Origin of the sequence: Azospirillum brasilense (assembly GCF_003349955.1) — a bacterium.
In the GTDB taxonomy this organism is placed as follows: Bacteria; Pseudomonadota; Alphaproteobacteria; order Azospirillales; family Azospirillaceae; genus Azospirillum; species Azospirillum brasilense_B.
Genome location: NZ_QLKQ01000001.1, coordinates 58,937 through 85,714 on the forward strand (window position 1 = coordinate 58,937; position 26,778 = coordinate 85,714).

21 protein-coding genes are annotated in these 26,778 nt (G+C 68.9%); 12 read left to right on the top strand and 9 right to left on the bottom strand.

Annotated features, from left to right (window positions below; all coding sequences use genetic code 11):
- The first annotated feature begins 46 nt into the window (after nt 1–46).
- The 4 genes from DXK32_RS00280 (at nt 47) to DXK32_RS00295 (ending at nt 4,364) form a co-directional block, all read left to right on the top strand.
- The gene (locus DXK32_RS00280) at nt 47–1,246 is read left to right on the top strand and encodes a lipid II:glycine glycyltransferase FemX (RefSeq protein ID WP_114856667.1); all 1,200 of its coding nucleotides are present in this window, start codon (nt 47–49) and stop codon (nt 1,244–1,246) included.
- A gap of 49 nt (nt 1,247–1,295) precedes the next feature.
- Entirely contained in the window at nt 1,296–2,336 is a 1,041-nt protein-coding gene (locus DXK32_RS00285; protein ID WP_114856668.1) for an SIS domain-containing protein, read from the top strand.
- Between the two features lie 139 nt (nt 2,337–2,475).
- Complete coding sequence (locus tag DXK32_RS00290) at nt 2,476–3,687, top strand: hypothetical protein (protein WP_114856669.1); 1,212 nt, start codon at nt 2,476–2,478, stop codon at nt 3,685–3,687.
- 29 nt (nt 3,688–3,716) lie between these two features.
- Nucleotides 3,717–4,364 carry an SGNH/GDSL hydrolase family protein gene (locus DXK32_RS00295; protein ID WP_247876895.1) on the top strand — a complete coding sequence of 216 codons (648 nt, stop codon included), beginning with the start codon at nt 3,717–3,719 and terminating at the stop codon, nt 4,362–4,364.
- A 133-nt stretch (nt 4,365–4,497) separates the two neighbouring features.
- Here the strand turns inward: DXK32_RS00295 and DXK32_RS00300 are convergent, their stop codons facing one another.
- Nucleotides 4,498–5,997, bottom strand: coding sequence for a CoA-acylating methylmalonate-semialdehyde dehydrogenase (locus tag DXK32_RS00300; protein WP_114856671.1), 1,500 nt, complete (start codon nt 5,995–5,997; stop codon nt 4,498–4,500).
- A gap of 13 nt (nt 5,998–6,010) precedes the next feature.
- Entirely contained in the window at nt 6,011–7,372 is a 1,362-nt protein-coding gene (locus DXK32_RS00305; protein ID WP_114856672.1) for an aspartate aminotransferase family protein, read from the bottom strand.
- Between the two features lie 113 nt (nt 7,373–7,485).
- Between DXK32_RS00305 and DXK32_RS00310 the strand changes: the two genes are divergently transcribed.
- The 3 genes from DXK32_RS00310 to DXK32_RS00320 all read left to right on the top strand — a co-directional run bounded on the left by DXK32_RS00310 (nt 7,486) and on the right by DXK32_RS00320 (nt 9,748).
- Complete coding sequence (locus tag DXK32_RS00310; RefSeq protein ID WP_114856673.1) at nt 7,486–8,448, top strand: LysR family transcriptional regulator; 963 nt, start codon at nt 7,486–7,488, stop codon at nt 8,446–8,448.
- 79 nt (nt 8,449–8,527) lie between these two features.
- Nucleotides 8,528–9,088, top strand: a complete 561-nt coding sequence (locus DXK32_RS00315) for a hypothetical protein (protein ID WP_014241751.1) — start codon at nt 8,528–8,530, stop codon at nt 9,086–9,088.
- Nucleotides 9,089–9,283: 195 nt separating this feature from the next.
- The gene (locus tag DXK32_RS00320) at nt 9,284–9,748 is read left to right on the top strand and encodes a DUF4112 domain-containing protein (protein WP_114856674.1); all 465 of its coding nucleotides are present in this window, start codon (nt 9,284–9,286) and stop codon (nt 9,746–9,748) included.
- A gap of 9 nt (nt 9,749–9,757) precedes the next feature.
- On the opposite strand, the gene DXK32_RS00325 is transcribed toward DXK32_RS00320, so the two are convergent.
- On the bottom strand, nt 9,758–10,483 hold the full coding sequence (locus DXK32_RS00325) for a pyridoxamine 5'-phosphate oxidase family protein (RefSeq protein WP_114856675.1): 726 nt from the start codon (nt 10,481–10,483) through the stop codon (nt 9,758–9,760).
- 100 nt (nt 10,484–10,583) lie between these two features.
- On the opposite strand from DXK32_RS00325, the gene DXK32_RS00330 reads away from it, so the two are divergent.
- The 4 genes from DXK32_RS00330 to DXK32_RS00345 all read left to right on the top strand — a co-directional run bounded on the left by DXK32_RS00330 (nt 10,584) and on the right by DXK32_RS00345 (nt 17,062).
- Nucleotides 10,584–12,023, top strand: a complete 1,440-nt coding sequence (locus DXK32_RS00330) for a PLP-dependent aminotransferase family protein (protein WP_114856676.1) — start codon at nt 10,584–10,586, stop codon at nt 12,021–12,023.
- Between the two features lie 313 nt (nt 12,024–12,336).
- Nucleotides 12,337–14,112, top strand: a complete 1,776-nt coding sequence (locus DXK32_RS00335) for an N-acetylglutaminylglutamine amidotransferase (RefSeq protein ID WP_114856677.1) — start codon at nt 12,337–12,339, stop codon at nt 14,110–14,112.
- 7 nt (nt 14,113–14,119) lie between these two features.
- On the top strand, nt 14,120–15,886 hold the full coding sequence (gene ngg, locus DXK32_RS00340; RefSeq protein WP_114856678.1) for an N-acetylglutaminylglutamine synthetase: 1,767 nt from the start codon (nt 14,120–14,122) through the stop codon (nt 15,884–15,886).
- A 30-nt stretch (nt 15,887–15,916) separates the two neighbouring features.
- Nucleotides 15,917–17,062, top strand: coding sequence for an osmoprotectant NAGGN system M42 family peptidase (locus DXK32_RS00345; RefSeq protein ID WP_432612337.1), 1,146 nt, complete (start codon nt 15,917–15,919; stop codon nt 17,060–17,062).
- 156 nt (nt 17,063–17,218) lie between these two features.
- Here DXK32_RS00345 and DXK32_RS00350 read toward each other — a convergent pair whose 3' ends face one another.
- The 6 genes from DXK32_RS00350 to DXK32_RS00380 form a co-directional block, all read right to left on the bottom strand.
- Nucleotides 17,219–18,472, bottom strand: a complete 1,254-nt coding sequence (locus tag DXK32_RS00350; protein WP_114856679.1) for an MFS transporter — start codon at nt 18,470–18,472, stop codon at nt 17,219–17,221.
- A 228-nt stretch (nt 18,473–18,700) separates the two neighbouring features.
- A complete protein-coding gene (locus DXK32_RS00355; protein ID WP_035679491.1) occupies nt 18,701–20,512 on the bottom strand; it encodes a carbon starvation CstA family protein in 1,812 nt (603 codons plus the stop codon).
- Nucleotides 20,513–20,833: 321 nt separating this feature from the next.
- Entirely contained in the window at nt 20,834–21,553 is a 720-nt protein-coding gene (btsR, locus tag DXK32_RS00365) for a two-component system response regulator BtsR (protein ID WP_014241759.1), read from the bottom strand.
- Nucleotides 21,550–23,259, bottom strand: a complete 1,710-nt coding sequence (locus DXK32_RS00370) for a sensor histidine kinase (RefSeq protein ID WP_114856680.1) — start codon at nt 23,257–23,259, stop codon at nt 21,550–21,552. The genes btsR and DXK32_RS00370 overlap by 4 nt, the downstream gene beginning before the upstream one ends.
- 133 nt (nt 23,260–23,392) lie before the next feature.
- Nucleotides 23,393–23,803, bottom strand: coding sequence for a hypothetical protein (locus DXK32_RS00375; RefSeq protein ID WP_114856681.1), 411 nt, complete (start codon nt 23,801–23,803; stop codon nt 23,393–23,395).
- Nucleotides 23,804–23,940: 137 nt separating this feature from the next.
- Nucleotides 23,941–24,444, bottom strand: a complete 504-nt coding sequence (locus tag DXK32_RS00380) for a septal ring lytic transglycosylase RlpA family protein (RefSeq protein WP_114856792.1) — start codon at nt 24,442–24,444, stop codon at nt 23,941–23,943.
- A gap of 669 nt (nt 24,445–25,113) precedes the next feature.
- Between DXK32_RS00380 and DXK32_RS33380 the strand changes: the two genes are divergently transcribed.
- Nucleotides 25,114–26,772: a reprolysin-like metallopeptidase gene (locus DXK32_RS33380; protein ID WP_282184559.1), complete on the top strand. Its 1,659-nt coding sequence runs from the start codon at nt 25,114–25,116 to the stop codon at nt 26,770–26,772.
- Nucleotides 26,773–26,778 lie beyond the last annotated feature (6 nt).

The window sequence follows — 26,778 nt, forward strand, 5'->3', positions numbered from 1 at the left end:
GCTTCCACAAAAAACGATCGCCGTGAATTCCAGGGGAGAAACCTGAATGTACACCGACGCGCTTGGTGGCGATGTCCTGTGCCCCGCGTCCTCCATCGAGATCGACCGGGTCGACCGCAGCGGCTGGTACGCCATTCTCGATGGTTTCGATGACGCCAACATCTTCCAAACCTGGGATTATGGCCGCATCGCCCACGCCGGGCGGGAGTTGAGCCACCTCGTCGTGCGGCGCGACGGTCGTCCGGTGGCCGCGGTGCAGGTGCTGCTGCGCCGCGTGCCGGGCATCGGTGGCTTGGCGCTGGCCATGTGGGGGCCGATGTGGCACCCGCGCGGCCAGGGGCCGGACCACGCCGCCCTGATGACCGCCCTGCACGCGCTGAAGGCGGAATACACCGATCGGCGCGGCCTGCTGCTGCGCCTGCTGCCCCACGTCGCGCAGGCGGACGGCGAGGCGGTGACGGAGGCCCTGGCGTCGCTGGGGATGCGGTTCCGCGAGGAGAAGGCCCCCTACCGCACCTTCATCACCGACCTCAACGCCGACGAGGCGGGCCTGCGCTCCAACCTGTCGCACCACTGGCGACGCGGGCTGAACAAGGCCGAGCGGATGGGGATCGAGGTCGTCGAAGGCTCCCATGCCGAATTGCTGGAAACCATCGACGACATCTTCGTCGAGACGCAGCGCCGCAAAGGCTTCAAGGCCTACGACAGCCGCACCTTCACCCGCATCAACGAGGCGCTGCCGCCACGGCGCAAAATGCGCGCCTTCCTCGCCATGCACGAGGGGCGGCCGGTGGCAGGGGTCGTCGTGTCGCTGTTCGGCACCACCGGGCAGATGCAGAATTCCGCAACGCTGGAGGCAGGGCTGCGGGTCAACGCCGCCTACCTGCTGCAATGGCGGGCGCTGCTGTGGATCAAGGCGAACGGCGGGCTGCGCTACGACCTGCACGGGGTGAACGCCCAGACCAACCCCGGCGTCTATCAGTTCAAGCGCGGCCTCGCCGGCAAGCATCCGGTCGAGACGGTTCATCTCGGCACCTTCGAGACGCCCGGCCCCCTGCCCAGCCGCCTGCTGGTCCAGGGAGGCGAATCGATGCGCATCCACGCCGAGCGCTGGAAGACCCAGGCCGGCGCGATGGTGAACCGGCTGCGCAACTGGAAACCGCCCCAGGCCGAGCCCGCCCCGGCGGAGGAGATGGACGCATCCGACGCCGCCGTCCTGGCGAAGGCGCCCACCGGCCCGGCGTGAGGTAAGCGGCACCGCCGTGTTATGATCGGCCTGGAACGGAGGCCGACCCATGACCAGCGCTCCCCTGATGATGCAGGAGGCCGCCGCCGCCCCGGCGGCGGTTCGCCTTCTGCTGGACTCCGACGCCGCGGCGGTGGCCGCCCTGGCCGACCGGCTGCGGGCCGCGCCGCCGCCCTTCGCGATGACCATCGCGCGGGGCAGCAGCGACCATGCCGCCGGCTACGCCCGCTACCTGTTCGAGACGGCGCTGGGGCTGGTCACCGCCTCGGCGGCGCCGTCGGTGATCACGGCCTACGGCGCCGCTCTGCGGGTGAAGAACGCCTTCGTCCTGGCCATCTCCCAGTCGGGCCAGAGCCCCGACCTTCTGAGCGTCGCGGACGCGGCGCGGGCCGGCGGCGCCCTGACGGCGGCGTTGGTCAACGCGGAGGACTCGCCGCTGGCGGAGCGGGTCGCCCATCCCTTGCCCCTGCACGCCGGGCCGGAGTTGAGCGTCGCCGCGACCAAGAGCTTCGTCGCCAGCCTCGCCGCCATCGCCCGGCTGACCGCCGTCTGGACGGCTGACGAGGCGCTTCTCGACGCGCTTCCCCGGCTGCCCCACGGGCTGGAACGGGCGGGTGTGGCGGACTGGTCGGCGGCGCTGCCGGTGCTGGAGACGGTGTCCAGTCTGCTGATCGTCGCGCGGGGGCGCAGCTACCCCATCGCTCAGGAAATGGCGCTGAAGTTCAAGGAAACCGCCGCAGCCCACGCCGAACCCTTCAGTGCGGCGGAGGTGATGCACGGCCCCATGGCACTGGTCGAGCCGGGCTTCCCCGTGCTGGTGCTCGCGGTGCGGGACGAGACGCTGGACGGTGTGCTGGAGACCGCCCGCGCGCTGAAACGGGCCGGCGCCCATCTGCTGGTCGCTTCCGCCGAGGAGCGGGCGCTCGCCCTGGCCGACACCCCTCTGCCTCTGCCGCCGCCGCTGCACCCGGCGCTGGACCCCATCGTGGCGATCCAGGCTTTCTACCCCTTCATGGCCCGGCTGGCGGTGGCGCGCGGCTTCGATCCCGACCGCCCGCGTCATCTGCGCAAGGTCACCCGGACGGTCTGAACGGCCGGAGAATCCGAAGGGATTGCCTCGAATTCGCGGTGATCATTTCGGCGCCGCCGCCACCGCCCGTTGACGTGATCCGACCGGCTCGCGCTAGGCTTGCCGAAACCATGGCTTGGCAGCGAAACGGGACAACAGCATGACCATCGGCATCGGCGCGGACGACCTCCTGCGGTTTGAAAGTCTGGGCGACAACTGCGAATTCGGCTTCGTCCTGCGCCGGTTGTCCTGCGAGGCGGGGAGCCTGTTCCGCTGGGCTTCCATGAAGCCTGACCAGCTTCTGACCAAGCTGCGCGCCAATTTCGACGGCATGTACCGGTTCGAGAACCTGTCGCCGCTGCGCACCGGCATGGTGCTGGATTCCGCCTACGGCATCGGCTGGCACAGCGACATGAAGTCCGACCTGACCGGCGGGCGGCTGGTCTTCCGCGACGACGAGGCGACGAGGCGCGCCCTGCACCGCCGGGAGACGCGCAAGATCCAATATCTCCAGGCCAAGTTCACCGCGCGGGCGGTGATGGGCGGAGTGATCTTCGTCGTGAAGTCGAACCCCGGCATCGCCCCCGCCACCATCGACGGGCTGCACGAGGCGCTGGCCGCCCTGGCCGGCCACGACGACTTCGCCCTGCTGGAGGTCCAGGAGACGGACGATCCCGCCCGCATCGGCCGCGTGGACTGGCACCGGCCCGGCCTGATGCGCGGCTATGTCACCCGCTTCGCCCCCTACCATCAGGCGGACGACATCGACGCCGCGGCGTGGTTCTCCATCGTCCAGGCCGCGCTGCGCCTGTTCCCCTGCCACGACTGGACGCAGCGCCACGCCGCCCTGCGCATCGGCGCGCCGGACGCGCTGGTGCAGCTCCGCTTCCCCTTCGGCCCCGATCAGGACATGAGCAAACCCATCGCGGGCGACCTGCGCGCGGGGACGGTCCGTCTGCTGAACGGCAACAGCTGGTGCCGCCCCTATGAGGGGCTGTTCCGCCTGCACGGCCCCGATCCGGAGCGGCCCGGCGCCACGCTGCGCTGGACGGGAGTGCACGCGCCCGGCCCCTTCCATCTCGGCGCCAGCCTGCGCTGCCCCCTGCGGGATTCCGTCCCGCTCCGCGTCGCGGTCGCCATCGCCGCGGAGGACGGCGCGACGCTGGCCGAGGAGCGGTTCGAGGTGCATCCCGGCCGGGCGACCGACCTCGTGCTGGACGCCCCCGCCCCGAAGGGACCGCTGACCGTCTCGCTGACCGTGAACGCCGTGCGCCCGCTGGCCGAGGGGGAGCGCGCCGTGCTGGACCTCTCGCCGCCCGCCCTGCACCCGGAGCCGATCCCGGCCGTCGCCCTGCCGGCGAAGGCGGCGTGAGTCGGATCATCAAAGCGGGATGGGCCGGGGTGGCCACACTGCTGACGTTCCTGGCCGTCCCGGCGCACAGCGACACGACCATCGGTCCGCGCACGCAGCCGCCCTATCCGGACTGGCTGACCAAGCGCATGGAAACGCTGCGGCATCAGAACCCGAAGGCCATGCTGCTGGGGGATTCCCTGGTCGCCGGCTGGCCGGCCGACCTCGCCCGACGGCTGTTCGACGCGGAGCCGATGAATTTCGGGGCCGGCGGCGACACGACCGGGAACCTGCTGTGGAGGGTGCGGCAGTCCTTCGGACCGGGCATGAAGCTCAGGTCCGCGCTGGTTCTGGTCGGGACGAACGACCTGCCGAACCGCACCGCCGCGGAGATCGCCGGCACCATCGAAGCGATCACCACGGACGTGAAACGCTTCGCCCCCGGCACCTGCGTCACGCTGCTCACCCTGCTGCCGCGGCGCGACGGCAACGCCGCCTTCGCCGAACGCATCATGGACGTGAACCGGCGGCTGACCACCCTCGCCGGTCCCGGCCTGCGCGTGGTGGATGTCCATACCGCGTTGCGCGACGCCTGCCCGCCGGAGGGCGCCTGTCCGCTCTACAAGGACCCGGTGCATCCGAACCGCGCCGGCTATGAACGGCTGACCGCCGCTATCGGCAAGGCCGGTTGTGGATGAGAGGGGTGCTTCGCAGTATCCGCTGGCCAGTCGTTGCTGCCGATTACAGCCCTCTCCCCTGCAGAGGGCTTTGCGCGATGGCCGAACGCGCTCAGTTGTGAATCCCTCCGGAGGGGAGAGGGGAATTGCCCCCTCACTTCATCGACGGAAAGGAGAACTGCGCCCCTTCGCGCACGCCACCCGCCGGCCAGCGCTGGGTGATCGTCTTGCGCCGGGTGTAGAAGCGCACGCCGTCCGGCCCGTAGGCCGCCAGATCGCCGAACAGAGACCGCTTCCAGCCGCCGAAGCTGTGGTAGGACACCGGCACCGGCAGCGGCACGTTGACGCCGACCATGCCGACCTTGATCGCGTCGGTGAAGTAGCGCGCGGCCTCGCCGTCGCGGGTGAACAGGCAGGTGCCGTTGCCGTACTCGTGGGCGTCGATCAGGTCCATGCCCTCCTGCATCGTGGTCACGCGAACGACGCAGAGAACCGGGCCGAAAATCTCCTCGCGGTAGACGCTCATGTCCGGCGTCACCCGGTCGAACAGGCAGCCGCCGAGGAAGAAGCCGCCCTCGTGCCCCGGCACCACCAGCCCGCGGCCGTCGACCACCAGCTCCGCCCCTTCGGCGACGCCCTGGTCGACCAAGCCCTTCACCTTCTCGAAATGGGCGCGGGTGACCAGCGGACCCATGTCGCAGCCGGAGCCGGTCCCCGCCCCGACCTTGAGGGCGCGCACCTGCTCCGCCAGCATCGCCACCACGCGGTCGGCGGTTGCGTCGCCCACCGCGACGACCACGGAGATGGCCATGCAGCGCTCCCCGCAGGAGCCGTAGGCCGCGCCCATGATCGCGCTGACCGCGTTGTCGAGGTCGGCATCGGGCATGACGATGGCGTGATTCTTCGCCCCGCCCAGCGCCTGCACCCGTTTTCCATGGGCGGTGCCGGTGGCGTAGACATATTCGGCGACCGGCGTCGAACCGACGAAGCTGACCGCTTGAACGCGCGGGTCGGTCAGCAGCGTGTCCACCGCCTCCTTGTCGCCGTGGACGACGTTCAGCACGCCCGGCGGAAGCCCGGCCTCCTGCGCCAGCTGCGCGACGAGCAGAGAGGCGCTGGGGTCGCGCTCCGACGGCTTCAGGATGAAGCTGTTGCCGCAGGCCACGGCGACCGGGAACATCCACAGAGGCACCATGGCCGGGAAGTTGAAGGGCGTGATGCCCGCCACGACGCCCAGCGGCTGGAACTCCGACCAACTGTCGATGCCCGGCCCGACATTCTTGGAATGCTCGCCCTTCAGCAGGTCGGCGATGCCGCAGGCGTATTCGACATTCTCCATGCCGCGGCCCAGCTCGCCGCGGGCGTCCTCCAGCGTCTTGCCGTGCTCCCGTGTGATCGCCGCACAGATGCGGTCGGCGTTGTCCTCCAGCAACTGGCGGAAGCGGAACATCACCCGCGCCCGCTTGCCCGGCGGCGTCGCCCGCCACGCCGGGAAGGCCGCCTCGGCGGCGGCGATGGCCGATTCCACGGTGGCCCGGCCGGCGAGCGGGACGCGGCCCACGGTTTCGCCCGTTGCCGGGTTCACGATGTCGGCGCTGCGGGTGTCGGCAGGGGCGTCGACCACGCCGCCAATGAGATGCGGAACGAGGGTCATGGCTTTCCCATCCTCACGCGGTTGCCTGGATGGCGTCGGCGACGGCGTTCATCAGCCGGTCGAGGTCCTCGCGCTCGCTGATGAAATGCGGGCCGAACTGCAGCGTGTCGCCGCCGAAGCGGACGTAGAAGCCCGCTTTCCAGCACGTCATGGCGATCTCGTACGGGCGGCGGGCCGGCTCGCCCGGCAGGGCCGCGATCTGCACCGCGCCGGCGAGGCCGTAGTTGCGGATGTCGGTGACGTGGCGAAGCCCCTTCAGCCCGTGCAGCACCGTCTCGAAATGCGGAGCCAGATCCGCCGCCTTCTCGGCCAACCTGTCCCGCTCGAACAGTTCCAGCGCGGCGAGGCCGGCGGCGCAGGCCACAGGATGGGCGGAGTAGGTGTAGCCGTGCGGGAACTCGACCATGTAGTCGGCGCCGCCATTGTCCATGAAGGTCTGGTAGATCTCGTGGCTGGCGACCACCGCGCCCATCGGCACGGCGCCGTTGGTGAGGCCCTTGGCGACGTTCATGATGTCCGGCACCACCCCGAAGGCGTCGGCGCCGAAGGCGGCCCCCATGCGGCCGAAGCCGGTGATGACCTCGTCGAAGATCAGCAGGATGTTGTGCTTGTCGCACAGCGCGCGCAGCCGCTGCAGATAGCCCTTGGGCGGCGGCAGCACGCCCGCCGAGCCAGCCAGCGGCTCCACGATCACCGCGGCGATGTTGGAGGCGTCGTGCAGCGCGACCAGCTCCTCCAGCGCGTCGGCCAGTTCGGCCCCCTGCTCCGGCAGGCCCTTGGTGAAGGCGTTCTGCGGCAGCAGCGTGTGTGGCAGATGGTCGGCCTCGACGCCCGAGCCGAACAGCTTGCGGTTGCCGCCGATGCCGCCCAGGCTGATGCCGCCGAAATTGACGCCGTGATAGCCCTTGGACCGGCCGATCAGCTTGGTCTTGGCCGGCTGGCCCTTCAGCCGCCAATAGGCCCGCGCCATCTTCAGCGCCGTGTCGGTGGCCTCCGAACCCGAATTGACGAAGAACACGTGATCCAGCCCGGCCGGCGTCATCGAAGCCAGCTTGTGCGCCAGCTTGAAGGCGGCGGGGTGGCCGAACTGGAAGGCCGGGCTGTAGTCCAGCTCCCCAATCTGGCGGGCGACGGCCTCGCTGATTTCGCGGCGGCTGTGCCCGGCGCCGCAGCACCACAGGCCGGACAGGCTGTCATAGATCTTCCGCCCCTCGGCGTCCCAGTACCAGGCGCCCTCGGCCCGGGCGATCAGGCGCGGGTTCGCCTTGAACTCGCGGTTCGCCGTGAAGGGCATCCAGTGGGCGTCCAGCTCCGCACGCGTCAGCCCGGCGGTCGGGGCGGTTCCGGCTTTCTGGCTCTCGTCCAACGGCGGCATCGGGCGGCACTCCTGCTGGCTGGGATGGGCTTCGGAAAACAGTGTGCGCCGAGGCTTGGTTGCGGTTAAATCCAAACCATTCAAACCTTACGCAAGCATCTGCTTACCTATCCATGAGCAAGCAAGCCCGTCCCCTGAGCGGCCTCAACGACGCCGACCTGCGCCTGCTGCGCGTCTTCAAGACGGTGGTGGAGTGCGGCGGTTTTTCCGCGGCGGAGGTGGAGTTGAACATCAGCCGCGCCGCCATCAGCCTGCACATGGCCGATCTGGAACGGCGGCTGGGGTTGCGTCTGTGCCGGCGCGGGCGGGCGGGGTTCCTGCTCACCGACGAGGGGCGCATGGCCTACGAGGCGGCGCTGCGCCTGTTCGCCGGCCTGGAGAGCTTCCGCAGCGAGATCAACGCCGCGCACGGGCGGCTGCGCGGCGAATTGAACATCGGCATCACCGACAACCTCGTCACCATGCCGAAGATGCGGGTGACCGACGCCCTGCGCGGCCTCAAACAGCAGGGGCCGGAGGTGCGGGTGAACATCCGCATGATTCCGCCCAACGAGATCGAGCGCGGCGTGCTGGACGGGCGCCTGCACGTCGGCGTCGTGCCGGCACGGCGCGCCCTGCCCGGCCTGGACCGTCTGCCGCTGTACCAGGAGGAATCACACCTTTACTGCGGGCGCGGCCATCCGCTGTTCGATGCGGAGGCGGTGCCCGACGCGGCCGTGGAGGCCGCCGACGCCGTCGCCCCGACCGAGGCGCAGCAGGTGCCGGAGGCGGCGGGGGTGCAGCGGGCGCTGACCGCCACCGCCACCGCGACCGACCGCGAGGGCGTGGCCTTCCTCATCCTGACCGGCTGCTACGTCGGTTTCCTGCCCACCCATTACGCGCGGCAGTGGGTCGAGCGCGGGGCGATGCGCGCGCTTCTGCCGGAGCGCTTCCATTACGCCCAGGAATTCCAGGCGGTCACCAAGACGGGCACGCAGGCCAATCTGGTGCTGGAACGGTTTCTCGACCTTCTGAGACGAACAGGAATGGAGGGGGTGGAAACGAAGGGCGTGGGCGGCCCCCAAAAATCGGGGTGATTTCCATTGACGCCGGCTCGGTCGCGCCCCACCGTAATTGAGGGGAATACGAACAAAGAACCGATGGGGGAGCACGGCCATGGTGATGCTGACCGAACAGTTCGTCATCGACTATCTGCTGTTCGCCGCCGTCCTGCTCACCGTCACCTGTTCCCTGCTCGGCAGCTTCTTTCTCAGCGCGCTCAGCCGCCAGACGGGCGCCCTGTCCCGCCTGCTGCTGTGGAGCGTTCCGGCGACCCTGCTGAGCACCGCCCTGTGGTCGCTGGCCATGCCGATCAATCAGGCGCTGGTGGTCGGCGTGGCCACCGCCGGAGCGACGCTCGTCGGGCAACATCTTTTGCCCTTCGGCCCGGTCGGTCCGCGCGGGGTCTGGTCCTGGGAAGCGCTGCTGTTCCGCGGCCTGTCCTGGACCGGGCGCACCGCCCTGATGCTCGCGCCCGCCGTGTGGCTCGGCGGCATGCCCTCCTGGATCCTGTGGTTCGCCCTGGCCGGCCCAATGAACGCGGCCATCTTCGCCCTGTGCCAGCTGCGCGGCACCAACCCGGCGCTGCGCCGGTCGGTGGAGCAGGGCGACGTCCTGTGGGGCGGGGCCCAGGGGGCGGTTCTGGGCGGCCTGCCGGCCTTCCTGATGCTTTTGTGAGCCCCCGAGAAATCGGGGATGAATCCACCGTACTCATACGAAAATGTACCGGGTGGGTCTTGCGTGGGCGGGACGACCGGGCCATCTGTGCGGGACTGGCTCCGGGCCCCTCTGGCGGTCCACTTGGTACGGACCGCGATGTCGGAGCCCTTCACTTGAGCGGACGGCGCAGCCGTCCCCTTCTGGAGGGTCCGTATGACCGCTACCTCTTTTTCTTCGTTCCGTTACGGTTCCGCCTACGGCGAGACCGCGCATCTCGCGGCGCGCCAGCGGCTGGAATGGCTGGCGCGGATGATGGACAGCGCCGTCCGCGTGCCGGGCACCAACATCACCTTCGGCGCCGACGCCGTGCTGGGTCTGGTGCCGGGCTTCGGCAACCTCGCCACCACGGCGGTGTCCGGCTATCTCATCCGCGAGGCCTGGAGGCTCGGCGTGCCGCGCGGCAAGCTGCTGCGCATGGTCGGCAACGTGGCGATGGACAGCCTGATCAGCGCCGTTCCGGTGGCCGGCAACATCGCCGACGTGTTCTGGAAGGCCAACCGCAAGAACATGGCGATCCTGGCCGAGCATCTGGACGGTCCTCACTCGCAGGGCGGCCGGACCCACCGTCGCCGCTCGACGCCCTACACCATTGACGGCGAGTGGCGCCGGACACGGTAACGGGACGCGTCACTCCCCACCGAACCGGATGCGGTGGTTCTCCAGCATCAGCTCGTCCAGCCGGCGGCCGGCGGTGAAGCCCGCCTGCCCCGGCGGGACCGGCGTGCCGGCGGGAAGCCGCGGGCAAGGTTCGGCGGCGCCGATCACCTGAACCACCGGGTAGCGGGCCGTGTAGATGGGCAAGTCCATGTCCTCGCCCTCGTCGGACAGGCCCTTGCCCCGGACCTTGGCGCTCGCCTCCTCGATCTCCATGCCGACCACCATGGTCGCCTTGATCTCCTGCGCCGTGCTGGCCCGCAGGTCGGCGCTGCGCCCCGGATAGAAGCGGTCGACCATGGCGTCGAGCGCGCGGGCCTTGGCCTTGGCCTCCTCGACGATGCGGGCGGTGCCGAAGCACATGGCGGACCGGTAATCCGCCGAGTGGTTGAACCCGCTGCGCGCCAGCACGAGGCTGTCGAGATGCGTGACGGTCAGGCAGACCGGCAGGCCGTCGCGCTGCGCCCGCAGCATCCGGCTGGCCGCGGACCCGTGCCAATAGAGATGCTCGCCCTCCCGCCAGAAGGCCGTGGGCGTGCAGTAGGGTTGCCCGTCGATCACGTAGGCGATGTGGGCGATCATCGCGCCGTCGAGGATGGCGTGGACCGTTTCCCGGTCGTAGCGGGCCCGCTCGTGCAGGCGCTTCACCCGGTTGCGGTCGGTGACGGGATAGCTTTCGGACGAAACGGCCTCGGACATCGCGGAATTCTCTTCGCGGCGGTGGACAACGGCGCCATTAGAGCCTAGCCATTGGTCCGGCGTGAGAGCCAATTCCGACCTTGTCGACTGGACCAATCCGATGCCCGCCGATCTCTCCGACCTGATGCTTGTCCCCATCGACCGGACGGGTGGGGAACCGCTGCTGCGGCAGGTCTATGGCGCGTTGCGCCGGGCCATCCTGTCCGGCGCCCTGCCGCCCGGAGGGAAGCTGCCGCCGACGCGTGCGCTCGCCGAACGGCTCGGCGTCGCCCGCAACACGGTGGTCGCCGCCTATGAGCAGCTTCTGGCCGAGGGCTTCATCGAGGGGCGCGTCGGGGCGGGCAGCTTCGTGTCCGGCGACCTGCCGGACGGGCTGGAGATCCCACCGCCGGAACCGCCCCGCCGCGCGCCCTCGCCACCGCCGGCCAACCCCTTCGGCGCTCTGCCCTTCAGCACGGGGCGTTGCGCGCTGGATGAGCGCAGTTTGCGGATCTGGCGCAGCCTGACCCTGCGGCACCTGCAACGGCCCGATCCGGAGATGCTCGGCTACGGCGAGCCCGGCGGACCGCCGGCGCTGCGGGAGGCCATCGCCCGCTATCTCCAGACGGCGCGGGCGGTGCGCTGCGAACCGGAGCAGGTGGTGATCACCGCCGGCGCCCAGCAGGCCATCGACCTCGTGCTGCGGGTGCTGCTGCGGCCGGGTGATCCGGTGTGGCTGGAAGACCCCTGCTACCCCGCGGTGCGCGCCGCGCTGGAAGCGGCACGGGCCCACATCGTGCCGGTGCCCGTCGATGGGCAGGGGATGGCGGTGGCGGAGGGAGTCGCCGCGGCGCCGGACGCCCGGTTGGCCTACGTCACCCCGTCCTCTCACTACCCGCTGGGGGTCGTGCTGTCGATGGCGCGGCGGATGGAGTTGCTGGCCTGGGCGCGCACGGCCGGCGCCTGGGTGCTGGAGGACGATTACGACAGCGAGTTCCGCTACGCGGGCCGTCCACTGGCCTCGCTCCAGGGGATCGACGGTGGCGGGCGGGTGATCTACGTCGGCACCTTCAGCAAGGTTCTGTTTCCCGGCCTGCGGCTCGGCTACGCCGTCCTGCCGCCCGAGTTGTTGGACCCGGTGCTCGCTATGCGTCGCCTGACCGACTGGCACCCGGCGACGCTCTACACGGGCGTGGTGACGGATTTCCTGAACGGGGGTCATTTCGGCCCGCATCTGCGCCGCATGCGCCGCCGCTACACGGCCGCGCGGGACGCGCTGGCCGATGCCATCGGCGCCCATCTCTCCCCCTGGATGGAGGCGGAGGTGCCGGAGCAGGGGATGAAGCTGATCGCCCGGCTGCGCCCCGGCCTGTCGGACCGCGACGTGGAGGCGGTGGCGGCCCGGCACGGCATCGCCGTCCGCCCGGTCAGCCCGATGCACATCGCCGCTCCGCCGTTGCAGGCGCTGATGCTGGGCTTCACCGGGCACGAGCCGGGCGCCCTGCGCCACGCCGCCCGCGAACTGGCCGCAGCGCTGAGCGCCGCGCGATTAGACGTCTAATCTCCGTTTATCGACGCAAAATGGTTAGCCCCAAAAAGACCAGCCCCACCAATGCGCTTTGGGCTGCGGTCCCCCCTGGCTTTCCCCGGCCGCGCGCCGACCTCGGCCTTATGGGGTAACCCCGATACCCCCTTTTCGGACCGCTCCCCTCCGGTCGTTCGGCGCGCCCTACCCCCGATACCCTGTGCAAGGCAGGCCCCAACCTTGCGACGATCAAGCTGCACGCCTGTTGAGGGGTGGCGCCGGTCCTTCGCCCTTTTCGAGCGTTTTTTGCCGGCGTCCAGTCCATTCGAATACGGAGATATTTCTTACAATGTGCGGCATCAGCGGGGAAATCCGCTTCGATTCTCGCCCGGCCTCCGCGTCCGCGGTCGGCTCGATGACCGAAGCCCTGGCGTTGCGCGGCCCCGACGGGCAAGGCGTCTTCGCCCATGGCAGAATGGCCTTCGGCCACCGGCGGCTGAGCATCATCGACCTGTCCGAGGCGGCGCAGCAGCCGATGACCGACCCCGAACTGGGCCTCGGCATCGTCTTCAACGGCTGCATCTACAATTACCCGGAACTGCGGGCGGAGCTGGAAGCCAAGGGCTACCGCTTCTTCTCGCACGGCGACACCGAAGTCCTGCTGAAAGCCTATCACGCCTGGGGCCGCCGCTTCGTCGAACGGCTCTACGGCATGTTCGCCTTCGCCATCTGGGAGCGCGACAGCGGGCGCGTCACGCTGGGCCGCGACCGGCTGGGCATCAAGCCGCTCTACCTGTCCGAAACGGCGGGGCGGCTGCGCTTCGCCTCCACCCTGCCCGCCCTGCTGGCCGGTGGCGACATCGACACGGCGATCGACCCGGTGGGGCTCTACCAGTATATGAGCTTCCACGCCGTCGTGCCGGCGCCGGGGACCATCCTGAAGGGCGTGCGCAAGCTGCCGCCGGCCACCCTGCTGACCCTGGAGCCGGACGGGCGCCGCATCGAGGAAACCTATTGGGAGCCGGTCTTCGGCCCGCAGCCCGGCGACGAACGGATGTCGGAGGGCGACTGGCAGGACGCCGTGCTGTCCACGCTGCGCAAGGCGGTGGAGCGGCGTCTGGTCGCCGACGTGCCGGTCGGCGTGCTGCTGTCGGGCGGGCTGGACAGCTCGGTCATCGTCGCCCTGCTGGCCGAGGCCGGGCAGACCGGCCTGCAGACCTTCTCCATCGGCTTCGAAACCGTGGGACAGGAGAAGGGCGACGAGTTCCAATATTCCGACCTGATCGCCCAGCGCTTCCAGACCGACCATCACAAGCTGTTCATCGACAGCAACCGCGCCCTGCCCGCCCTTCAGGACTGCGTGCGGGCGATGTCGGAACCGATGGTCAGCCACGACGCCATCGGCTTCTTCCTGCTGTCGCAGGAGGTCGCCAAGCATGTGAAGGTGGTGCAGAGCGGCCAGGGCGCCGACGAGATCTTCGCCGGCTACCACTGGTACCCGCCGATGATGGAGGCGGCCGACCCGCTGTCTACCTACGCCAAGGTCTTCTTCGACCGCAACCGCGCGGAGATGGCCGAGGCGCTGAACCCGCAGTATCTGGCCGACGAGGACGCGGCGAGCGCCTTCGTCGCCGCCCATTTCGCCCGGCCCGGCGCCGACCGTCCGGTGGACAAGGCGCTGCGCCTCGACACCACGGTCATGCTGGTCGACGACCCGGTGAAACGGGTCGACAACATGACCATGGCCTGGGGGCTGGAGGGGCGCGTCCCCTTCCTCGACCACGATCTGGTCGAGCTGGCCGCCCGCGTCCCGCCGGAGCTGAAGGTGCGCGACGGCGGCAAATACGTGCTGAAGGAGGCGGCGCGCAAGGTCGTCCCCTCCGAGGTCATCGACCGGCCCAAGGGCTATTTCCCCGTTCCGGCGCTGAAGTACCTGCGCGGCCCCTATCTGGAGCTGGTGCGCGACGTGCTGAACCAGCCCGCCGCGCGGGAGCGTGCTCTGTTCCAGCCGGCCTATCTGGACCGGCTGTTCAGCGATCCGGAAACCCACATCACGCCGCTTCGCGGTTCGAAGCTCTGGCAGGCCGCCCTGCTGGAGTTCTGGCTGCAAACCCACGGGATCTGAACACCGCATGATGACGATGCAGAATCGCACCCAGACGCCTTTCCGGATCGAACGCGCCCTGGTCTCCGCCCTGATGGACGAAGATTCACCGCGCCCGAACCGCCGGACGGGGGCAGGGTTTGGGCCGACGCCGCGCGCGGTGGTGAATTGCGGCTGGGGCCGCCTGCTGTTCGCCAACACCTTTCCCGACGTCGGCGAGCTGATCGCGGCGATGCGTCAGGAGGGGCCGGGGCGGCGCGACATCGCGCTGTACCTGGAGGACCCGCATGTGGCGCTGGCCCAGGCGCCGACCGAGCTGTTCCTCGACCCCTCCCACACCTACCGCCTGCGGCTGGCCGGCTTCCGGCCGGGCGGCGAGACGCGCGGCTTCGCCATCGAAAAGCTGCGCGGCCGCCAGGACGTCGACGCCGTGAACCGCATCTACGGCGCCCGCGGCATGGTCACCATGGACCCGGAATTCTGCTGGTCGGAGCGCGACAGCCGCGTGCTGACCCACCTGATCGCCACCGATCCGGTCAGCGGGGCGGTCATCGGTTCGGTCACCGGGGTGGACCATGTCCGCGCCTTCAAGGACCCGCAGAACGGTTCCTCCCTGTGGTGTCTGGCGGTCGATCCCCAGGCGGCCTATCCCGGCATCGGCGAAGCGCTGGTCCGCGCGCTGGCCGAGCATTTCAAGGACCGCGGGCGCAGCTTCATGGACCTGTCGGTCCTGCACGACAACGCCAACGCCATCGCGCTCTACGAAAAGCTGGGCTTCCGGCGGGTGCCGGTCTTCGCGCTGAAGACCAAGAACCCGATCAACGAGAAGCTGTTCGCCGGCCCGGCGGTGGAGGCCAGCCTCAACCCCTACGCCATGATCATCATCAACGAGGCCCGGCGCCGCGGCATCGGGGTGGAGGTGGTGGACGCGGAGTCCAACCTGTTCCGCCTGAGCTTCGGCGGGCGCAGCATCCTGTGCCGCGAAAGCCTCAGCGAGCTGACCTCGGCGGTGGCGCTGTTCCGCTGCGACGACAAGGCGGTGACCCGGCGCACGCTGCTGCGGGCCGGCCTGTCGGTGCCGGACCAGATGACCGCGGACGGCATGGATGACAACGCCGCCTTCCTGGAGCGCCACGGCAGCGTCGTGGTGAAGCCCGCCCGCGGCGAGCAGGGCCAGGGCATTACCGTGGATGTGCGCGACGCGGAGACTCTGGCCTGGGCCGTGGGAAAGGCGAAGAAGATCTGCGACACGGTCCTGCTGGAGCAGTTCGTGCAGGGCCAGGACGTGCGCATCCTGGTCATCGACTACCGCGTCGTCGCCGCGGCGGTGCGCCGCCCGGCGGAGATCGTCGGCACCGGCGAGCGGACGATCTCGCAGCTGATCGAGGCGCAGAGCCGCCGTCGCGCCGCCGCCACCGGCGGGGAAAGCCGCATCCCGATGGACGAGGAGACGGAACGTTGCGTGCGCGACGCCGGTTTCTCCATGGACTCGGTCCTTCCGGAGGGGCAGACGCTGGCCGTGCGCAAGACGGCCAACCTGCACACGGGCGGCACGCTGCACGACATCACCGACCGCCTGCACCACCGCGTGGTGGAGGCGGCGGTGGAAGCGGCGCGCGCGCTCGACATTCCGGTGGTCGGCCTGGATCTGCTGATCCCCGACCTGATGGGGTCCGATTACGCGATCATCGAGGCGAACGAGCGGCCCGGCCTTGCCAACCACGAACCGCAGCCGACCGCCGAACGCTTCCTCGATCTTCTCTTCCCCTACTCCGCGGTCGATCCGCGGGCGTGACGTTCAGGAGGTGGTATGGAGCAGGCAGCCTTGACGCGGACCGGAATCGTCCGTCCGGTCATCGACATGGACTATCTGACGGGCCTTCTCCGCCGCCTGCTGGAGATCCCGAGCCCGACCGGATACACCGACCAGATCGTGCATTTCTGCGGCGACGAGCTGCACCGTCTGGGCATCCCCTTCGAGCTGACCCGGCGCGGCGCGATCCGCGCCGATCTGGCGGGGCGGCAGTACAGCCCCGACCGCGCCGTGGTCGCCCATCTCGACACGCTGGGCGCCCAGGTGAAGATGCTGAAGCCGAACGGCCGGCTGGAGGTCGTGCCCATCGGCACTTGGTCGGCGCGCTTCGCCGAAGGGGCGCGCTGCACCGTCTACACCGACAAGGGCAGCTACCGCGGCACCATCCTGCCGCTGAAGGCGTCCGGCCACACCTTCAACGAGGAGATCGACACCCAGCCGGTGGCCTGGACCAACTTGGAGATCCGGGTGGACGCCCGTTGCGAGACGCTGGCGGAATTGCAGGTCCACGGCTTCAACGTCGGCGACTTCGTGGCCATCGACCCGCAGGCGGAATTCGACGCCAGCGGCTTCATCAACTCCCGCCATCTCGACGACAAGGCGGGTGTGGCGGTGATCTTCGCCGCCGCCAAGGCGGTGCTGGACGCCAAGCTGCCGCTGCCGGTGGACTGCCATCTGCTGCTGACCATCTCGGAGGAGGTCGGCTCCGGCGCCTCGTCGGTGCTGCACAAGGACGTGGCGGAGATGGTGACCATCGACAACGGCACCACCGCCATGGGCCAGAACAGCCGCGAGTTCGGCGTGACCGTCGCCATGGCCGACAGCACCGGCCCCTTCGACTATCACCTGACGCACAAGCTGCTGTCGCTGTGCCAGCAGCACGAGATCGAGCATCAGCGCGACGTCTTCCGCTATTACCGCTGCGACAGCGCCGCCGCCATCGAGGCCGGCAACGACATCCGCACGGCGCTGGTCTGCTTCGGGATCGACAGCTCCCACGGGTACGAGCGCATCCACGCGGACTCGCTGCGCTCGCTGGCCGAGCTGATCGCCCTCTACATGCAGAGCGACGTGGCGATCCCGCGCGACCGCGTCGGCATGGGCCCGATGGGCGCCTTCCCCTGGCAGCCCACCGCCCCGGCGAAGGTTGAGGAGTGACCCCATTCCTTCTCCCCCCTGGGGAGAAGGCCAGGATGAGGGGGCGCCGAAGGCGATCCACTTTGAGCAGTGGAGGTTATCCTCCGCCCTGTCGGGCGTAAATCCCCCTCACCCAAACCCTCTCCCCAGGGGGGAGAGGGCGTCACACCGCCCCCCTCAATCCCCCGCCGCCAACTCCGGCCGGGGCGGCCCGACGGGGTCGAGCGGGGTGACGGTCGGCGTCGTCTGGGGCAGCGGGCGGAAGCTCGCTTGCGCCTCGGCCGGCGGCGGCGGGCGCATGCGCGTGCGCCACAGGCCGTAGAGCGTCGCCGAGCCCGCCCCCGCCGCGATGAAGCCGAACAGCGCCTCCGGCCCGGCGAAGCCCATGGCGGCCGAGGCCAGCGGCGGCCCGATGATCGCTCCCACCGAGTTGGCGAGGATCAGGCCGCCGCTCACCGACACCACGTTGTCCGGCCCGGCGTGGTCGTTGGTGTGGGCGGCGCAGACCGGGTAGAGCGTGAAGGCCAGCCCACCGAAGAACGGCGCCACCAGCAGCAGCGTCTCCTGGCGCCCGCTGCCGTCCGCCAGGATCATGCCGACGCTGACCAGCGCCAGCGCCGCCGACAGACCGATGATGACGGCGCGCCGGTCGAAGCGGTCGGACAGCCGCCCCAGCGGCCATTGCAGCGCCACCCCGCCCAGGATCAGGGTGCTCATGAACAGCGCCGTCCCCGACACCCCGATGCCGGAGGCCGCGCCGAACACCGGGGCGAGGCCGTAGATCGAGCCGGTGACCGTCCCGCTGATGAAGACGCCGACGACTCCCAGCGGGGACGCCTCGTACAGCCGCCGCAGGCCGTAGGATTCGACGTTCGGCAGGGTCGGCGGCGTGGTCCGCGTCAGCGCCACCGGCACGAGGGCGAGCGTCAGCAGGATGGCGATCAGCATGAAGATGCGCACGCCCGTCTCGTCGTCCAGCTGCAGCAACTGCTGGCCCACCGCCGAGGCGGCGTAGAGCGTGACCATGTAGAGCGACAGGATCTGCCCGCGCGTCTCGTTGTTGGCCGTGCCGTTCAGCCAGCTTTCGATGCAGATGTAGAGGCCGGCCATGCAGAAGCCCTCGGCCAGCCGCAAAACGGTCCACACGGGAACCGCTTCGAACAGCGCATGCGACAGTGCCGCCGCCGACAGGACGGAAGCGAAGGCGGCGAAGGCGCGGATGTGGCCGACCCGCGTGATGACCCGGTGGGCAAACAGGGAGCCGCCGGTGAGCCCGGTGTAGAAGGCCGCGGTGATCAGGCCCACCGCGACCGCGCCGGACTCCGTGCCGGCCAGCCGCAGGCCGATGAGCGTGCTGAGCGCGCCGTTGCCCAGCATCAGGAAAGCGACCCCGAGCAGGAGCGAAAGTACCGACCGTGCAACCTGCGGCATGTGTCCGACCACCCGTTCCCTTCACGACAAACCGGCGCCGCAGCCGGGAGGCCACGGCGCCGGCCCTTGGATGGCACCCGCCGGACGGCGAATCAACCCTTGTAATTCGCGGAATCGGTGGCGTCCCAGCCATTCCACAGAAACGCAGAAGAGGTACCGCTGGGGGAGCAGCGATACCTCTTCCGGTTGAGCGCTTGGTCGTCTTGGGGCGGCTTGCCCGGTGTCCGGCTATTCGGCCGGGGTGGCGATCAGCGTCTCAGGCAGGGTGTCCTTGCGGATGCGCAGGAGTTCCTTCCACTTCTTGAGGGCGGCGATCAGGATCACGAAGCCCAGCGACAGCATGATGATCGAGATGCCGGCGTTGAAGACGTTGTAGCCCTTGGCCAGCGGGTTCAGATAGACGTTGGTGATCATCCAGTAGCCGGCGTAGTTCACCGTCACGAACAGGTAGGCCAGCGGGACGAGGCAAGTCAGCATGTAGACCCGTTTCTGGCCGAGGCGCAGGATGATCGTGGCGCCGATGATCAGGCCGACCGAGGCCATCAGCTGGTTCGACACCCCGAACAGCGCCCACACCGAGTTGATGTCGCCCGACGTCAGCAGGTAGCCCCAGGCCACGCAGGCCAGCACGCTCGCGGCGATCGAACCGGGCACCCAGTCGAGACGCTTCAGCGGGGCATAGAGGTCGCCACCCAGGTCCTGGATCAGATAGCGGGCCACGCGGGTGCCGCTGTCCACGGCGGTCAGGATGAACACCGCCTCGAACATCACGACGAACTGGAAGAAGTAGGAGGCCAGCGTGCCGAACCACGGGATGCGGGTGAAGATTTCCGTCATGCCGACGGCGAGCGTCACAGCACCACCGGTGCGGCCGTAGAGGTCGAGACCGATTTCCTGGCTGAGCCGCGGCAGATCGACGACCTGCATGTTCAGGGCCTGGAAGGCGGCGGGCGAGGAGTTGATGGCGAAATAGTCGGCCGGGTGCAGGGAGGTGGCGGCGATCAGCGCCATGACGCCGACCACGCATTCCGCTAGCATGCCGCCGAAGGCCACGGTGCGGATGTCGCTCCATTTGTCGATCAGCTTCGGCGTGGTGCCCGAGCCGATGAAGGCGTGGAAGCCGGAGATGGCGCCGCAGGCGATGGTGATCGAGATGAACGGCCACACCGGGCCGGCCAGCACCGGGCCGCCGCCATGGATGAAGTCGGTGAGCGCGGGGAAGCGGATTTCCGGGTTGATGAAGACGACGCCGACGACGAGCGCGCCGAACACGCCGATCTTCATGAAGCTCGACAGGTAGCCGCGCGGGGTCAGCAGCATCCACACCGGCAGCGCCGTGGCGAAGAAGGCGTAGATCGGCAGGATCAGCGCGACCGTCTCGGCGTGCAGCGTCAGCCAGCTGCCCAGCACCGTGCCCTGGATGTAGGGACCGGCGAAGACGGAGGCGGCGATGGCGGCGATGCCGACCTGGGTGGCACCCTTGGACGAGCCGGTGATCTTCTCGTAGAGGCCGAGCGCGACGGCGATCGGAATCGTCATGAAGACGGCGAAGGCGCCCCAGGCGTTGCGCTCCAGCGCATGGACGACGACCATCGACAGGCCGGCCATGGTGATGGTGATGATGAACAGCATCGCCAGACCGGTGCACCAGCCGGCGACCGGGCCGAGTTCGGCCTTGGCTACCTCCGACAGCGACTGGCCCTTATGCTTCATCGAGGCGAACAGCACGACCGTGTCGTGCACCGCGCCGCCGATGACGCAGCCGATCAGCAGCCACAGGAAGCTCGGCAGATAGCCGAACTGCGCGGCCAGCACGGGGCCGACCAGCGGGCCGGCGGCGGCGATCGCCGCGAAATGCTGGCCGGCGTTCACCCACTTCTTGGTGGGAACATAGTTTCGCCCGTCGGCCAGGATGTGGGACGGCGTCACCTCGGAATCATCGGCACGGAGCACCTTGCGCACAAAGAACACGCCGTAGAAGCGGTAGCAGAGGGCGAGGATGCAGAGTGTCGCGATCACAAATGTTAGGGCGTGATCCATGACAGCTCTCCTTGGAAGGAACTGCCGTCACGGTAGGCCGGGTTTCACCCTTCGTGTGGTGCTCTCCCCGGAGCGGCGTCCTGGCGTGGCGAGCGGTCGGAATGCGGGGATGAGCGGTGGGGGTTTTCCTAACCCTCTCCCCTCCGGGGAGAGGGTGGCCCGCAGGGCCGGTGAGGGGGTTGCGCTTTTGCCGGACGCAACGCCATGCGCACCCCCCTCACCCTAACCCTCTCCCCGCTTTCGGCGGACCAATGGTCCGCCTGTCGCGTCAGCGCAAACGAAGTTTGCGCGTGAGCGGAGGGGAGAGGGGACTTTTATGATTCACCCGATGCCCAGCCGCTCCTTCAGCGGGCCGAGGAAGCGGCGGCTGACCGGGATGCTCTGGCCGCCGAGCGTCTGGATTTCCGCCAGACCGTTGTCGATCAGGCGGATTTCCCGGATGCGGTCGGGGTTGACCAGATATTGCCGGTGGCAGCGCACCAGCGGCGTGCGCTCCTGCAAGGTCAGCAGGGTCAGCTCCGTGAAGCGCTCCTCCCCATCGGCGCCGACGACGAAGACGCCGCTCGCCTTGGAGGCCACGCATTCCACCTCGTCGAGCTTCAGCAGGGAGATGCGGTTGTGGCCGGTGCAGGGGATCAGCCGCAGCGGGGCGGCGTCCTTCAGAACGGCGAGGTCCTGCGGCGCCCGCTCGCGGCGCAGCCGTTGCAGCGTCTTGGCCAGCCGGGCCGGGTCCGCCGGCTTCAGCAGATAGTCGAAGGCGTGCTCCTCGAAGGCCTGGACGGCGTATTCGTCGTGGGCGGTCAGGAAAACGATGCGGGGCATCCGCTCCGGGTCGAGCATGCTCAGCATCTCCAGCCCGCTGACGCGCGGCATCTGGATGTCGAGGAAGACCACGTCGGGCGGCTGGCGGTTGATGGCGCCGATGGCCTCGATGGCGTTGGCGCATTCCCCGGCGACCTGGAGGTCGGGGAACTCCTCAAGAAGGCGCCGCAGCTCCTCGCGGGCCAGCGGCTCGTCGTCCACGATCAGGACGGTCATCATGGCGCGGTCTCCGCGACGGCAGGGATGTCCAGGGGAAGGCGCAGGGTGATGCGGGTGAAGACGTCGGCCTCGCAGGCGACGTCCACCCCGTAGCCGTTGCCGAAGCGGTTGCGGACGCGGCGGTCCACGATGGACATGCCCAGCCCGTCGCCACCCGGCTTCTCCTCGTAGAGGCCGGCGTTGTCCTCCACCGACAGCCGCAGGTCGCCGCCCTCCCGCCGCGCCGCGATGCGGACATGGCCGGGGCCGAGGAGTTGCGAGGTGCCGTGCTTGATGGCGTTCTCCACCAGCGGCTGGAGCAGGAAGGCCGGCAGCCGGGCGTGGCGCAGCGCGTCCGGCACGTCGATCTCCACCGACAGGCGCCCGGTGAAGCGCGCCAGCTCGATCTGGAGATAGGCGCTGACATGCTCCACCTCGTCGGCCACCGTGGCCTCCTGGCTGGGGCGCTTCAGGTTCTTGCGGAAGAAGACCGACAGGCTCTGCACGAGCTGGCGCGCCCGCTCCGGGTCGTTGCGGATCACCGCCGAGATGGTGTTCAGCGCGTTGAACAGGAAATGCGGGTTCACCTGGGCGTGCAGAAGCTTGATCTCGGACTGGGCGAGCAGCGCCTTCTGCTGTTCGTAGCGCCCAGCGAGGATCTGGCTGGACAGCAGCCGGGCGATGCCCTCCCCCAGCGTGCGGTTGATGGTGGAGAACAGCTTGGTCTTCGGTTCGTACAGCTTCACCGTGCCGATCACCCGGTCGTCCTCCCCGACCAGCGGGATCACCAGCGAGGCGCCCAGCCGACAGTTCGGGTGGATCGAGCATTTGTAGGACACCAGATTGCCGTCGGCGTAGAGCACCTGATTGTTGGCGATGGCCTGATAGGTCTGGGGCGAGGTGATCGGGGTGCCGGGCAGATGGTGGTCGTCGCCGACGCCGATGAAGGCCAGCAGCTTCTCGCGGTCGGTGATGGCGACCGCGCCGACGCCCGTCTCCTCGTAGATGATGCGGGCGACCCGCATGCTGTTCTCTTCGTTGAAGCCCTGGCGCAGCACGCCGTCGGCCCGCGCGGCGATCTTCAGCGCCTTGGCGGAGAAGGCGCTCGACTGCTTGTCGATCAGGGCACGGCGGTCCATCAGGATGCGCATGAACAGCCCCGCCCCCAGCGTGTTGGCGACGATCATCGGCAGCGCCACCACCTCGACCAAATGGACCGCCGCGGGGAAGGGCTTGGCCACCAGCAGGATGATCAGCATCTGGGCGATCTCCGCCACCAGAGTGACGGCGCCGACGCGCAGCGGGTCGAACAGCGGCTCGATGCGGCCCTGGTTGACGAAGTGGCGGTGCACCAGCCCGCCGATCAGCCCCTCCGTCACCGTGGAGATGGCGCAGGCCACCGCCGACATGCCGCCCAGCGAATAGCGGTGCAGCCCGCCGGTGAAGCCGACCGCCAGTCCCACCGACGGACCGCCCAGGATGCCGCTCAGCACGGCCCCGATGGCGCGGGTGTTGGCGATGGAATCGTCGATCTGCAACCCGAAATAGGTCCCCATGACGCAGAACATGGAGAAGATGACGTAGCAGGCCAGCTTGTGCGGCCAGCGCACGGTGAGGTGCATCACCGGCAGGAACAGCGGCGTCCGGCTCAGCATGTAAGCGATGACCAGATACACGCACATCTGCTGGAGCAGCAGAAAGACGAGGCTGAGATGCTCGACGGTCATGGGGACGGGCACGGGCAGCGGACGGCGGGATTGCCGGCCCGCAGGCTACCCCCGCCCGCCCCGCCGCGGTATGATTCCAATCAATGGATGCGGCCGGGGATGCGACCGGCGTCCCCGGACCGCCGCGACGGCGCTACGCGGCCAGCGCGGGGGCCTGCTCCACCGCCGTCGGTGCGGTGCCCATGTTGGCGGGCGGCAGGCGCAGACGGCTCGCCAAGCCTTCCAGGGAGTCGTGCAGGCGGCGGCAGGGGGTGCCGTCCTCCCCCGGCTCGTAGATGCCGACGAAGGGCGCGCCCGGCTGGTTGGGGTCGAGATGCAGCTCGACGATGTGGGTGCGCGACGTGCAGCCGCGGACCAGCGGATCGGCGGGAATCACCGTCCAGCCGCGCCGCAGGCAGCGCTCGGCCAGCCCCTCCAGATAGAGCGAGGCGGACGGAACGCGCTTCAGCGCCTTCAGTTCGGCGATGAGCTGGCGGACGTTGTCCACCTGCTCCAGGAACAGGCCAGCGGCGTGATGGGTGTCGCGAATCACCAGTTTCAGCATGGGTTGGAACCTCCTCTGCGCGCACGGCTCCGTCACCCGCGGGGGCGCATCGGCAGCCTTCGCGGCGCCACGCTCCTTGGGCGGAAGCCTGCGCGTTGTTCGTTCGGGTGGGAAGCGTCGGGCGGGACGCGGTTCCGCTATTCGGCGGTGCCCAGATCCGTGTCGGCCAGATCGGGCTCAGGGCGCTCGGCAACCGTCACCGGCGGTTCGGATGCGGGTTTGCGGTCAGGGTAGAGCGTGGCCACCATCTGCTCCAGCCGGTGCCTCAGGGACCGGTTCGGCTGGTCGGAGGGCCGGGCTTCGACACGGACGTTCACAACGCCGTCCTCGATCATGCCCAGTTCGCTGGCGGCCTTCCGGGACAGGTCGATCACCCGCCCTTTCACGTAGGGCCCACGGTCGTTGATCACAACGTCGACGCTGCGCCCGTTGTCGGCGTTGGTCACCGTCACCCGGCTGCCCAACGGAAGCCGGCGGGACGCGGCGGTCAGCCGGTTCTGGCTGAATCGCTCCCCCGATGCCGTGGTCCGGCCATGGAAGAAATCGGCGTAGTAGGACGCCTTGCCCTTGTGAACATAGACCGGCTCGATGTCCGGAACGTCCGGCGCCGATGTGTCTTCGAACGCGGTCTCCTGCGGCACCGGGTCCTGCGGCACTGGCGGGACGGAGGCAATCTGTGCACTGGTCGAGCATGCCCCAACAGAAACAGCACAGATTGCGAGCGCAACACAGCCATACCGCACTCTTTTTCTCCCCCGTTGTTGTTCGGCAGCAACGGTTGCGGAATCTCTCCACCCTGTCAATCCGCGAATCCACACCTATGCTGTGACAGGATTGTGTCTTAATATTAATTAACGATTTTGTTTCCTGTTTATCAGGAGAGCGATGGCGATAATCGCAATTTTTACTTATGAATACTGCTTTTGTGCCTTGCCTTGAAATCCCGCCAGTCATCCCCGCCATGGCTCCGCCCGCCATCCTGGGGACGAGAAGACGTGTGGAGAAATTCTCGGCCCATGCGCAAAACACTGAAAATCCGTAGAGAAAATTCCCTCTTCCGGGTTTGTGAATGCCCTCTGATCCATTGAACGCCGCCTCGCCGTTCGTCATAAGTACTGAGCGATTCAAAGACGAGCGCCGATTGTTTTCGCCAAACATCACCGAAATTCGGAACGAATTTAGCGCAACACTGATCCACTCAGATGGGGCACGCAGACATGGACGCGTTTCGGATTCCCGATGCTGGCGAAAACGGGGACGGAATCGGCGATGATTGGTCAGGTTTCGATGACGCGGTTGCAGGCCCGGCGATGGAGACGGCGCGCCGGACATCCGGCGGTGCCGACGACCCGCTGTTCCTCCGCGCCTTCGACAGCGGGCGCCGCTGGGGCACGCCGCCGGACGGCACCACGACGGCGCCCTACACCCTCACCTACGGCTGGGTGGTGGACGCCGGCCTCCGCTACGTGCCCGGCTTCCGGCCCCTCAACGACAGCCAACGGGCCATGGCGCTGCAGGCGATGGGGGAATGGAGCGCGGTCGCCAACCTCGCCTTCGTGGAGGCGGCGGACCCCATGACCGCCAATCTCCAGTTCCACATGAGCCAACTGGACGTCTTTCGCGCCTCCGGCATGGCCTACTACCCCAACGCCGCGGGCTCCTACATCTACCTCGACCCCGAAGCGGCCGGTTACCGGACCTACATCCATGAGATCGGGCATGCCCTCGGGCTGAAGCATCCCGGCGACTACAACGGCACCGGCGGCGGCACCCCGCCCTTCCTTCCCCCGTCCGAGGACAACCGGACCAACACGATCATGTCCTATTACGGCGTCTGGCCCGGCGGGCTCGGCGTCTACGACGTCGCGGCGATCCAGCGGCTCTACGGCCCCAACCCCACGGTGCGCGCCGGCGGCGACCTCTATCTCCTGACGCCCGGGGAGCCGGGGCGTTACCTCTGGGACGGCGGAGGCAACGACACGCTGTCAGCGGCGGGGGCGACCGTCCCCGTCACCATCGACCTCACCGGCGGCTGGGGATGGTTCTCGGCGCAGGACTCGTCGATCCTGGCCCGGAACCAGTTCTTCGTCGGACACGGCACCCGCATCGAGACCGTCATCGGGGGATCGGCGGGCGACCGGCTGACCGGTTCCGCCTTCGCCGACCGGCTGGAGGGCGGAGCCGGCGACGACACGCTGGCCGGCGGAGCGGGCGACGATCTTCTGGACGGCGGCCCCGGCAACGACACGGCGCTGTACGACTTCCCCTCCGCGAACGCCTTCGTGACCAGCGATCCATCGGGAAGCACAACGGACGTCATCGTCATTGGAGCCGGCGGCACCGACCGGTTGCGTGACGTTGAGCGGCTGGTCTTCACCGACCGCGTCGTCACCCTGCGGGAAGCCGCCACCCCCCTGTCCCGCGCCGCGCCGGACCAGCGCGCCCTCGTTCAGGACGCCACCCGAAGCTACGAGGTGCGGATGGAGCCCTACGCCGGCCCGGTCGCCGGACTGCACAACCAGTTTTTGGGAACCGCGGCGGGCGAAGCGGTCATTGGCAGCGAGCAGGGCGATTTCATGAATCTCCTCGGCGGCAACGACGCCGCGCAGGGCGGAAGTGGAGACGATGTGCTGGACGGCGGCGAGGGCTCCAACTTCCTGACCGGCGGAGCCGGCACCGACACCTTCTTCATCGATGGGCGTGGCGACGGCGTCACATGGTCCACCGTCACCGACCTGCAGCCGGAGGAGTGGACCATCGCCTGGGGCTGGACCGACGCCGTCTCCCGCGTGACCTGGGAGGATCTGGCGGGCGCCGACGGCTACCAGGGGGCCACCGCACGCATTGATCTCGACGGCAACGGCGCCACCGACCTCAGCCTGACCTTTAGCGGACAAACCCCCGGCGGACTGGTCGCCATGCCCGGACAGGTGGGGGCCGACGGCTACCTTGCCCTTCGGATCGGCTGACGGATT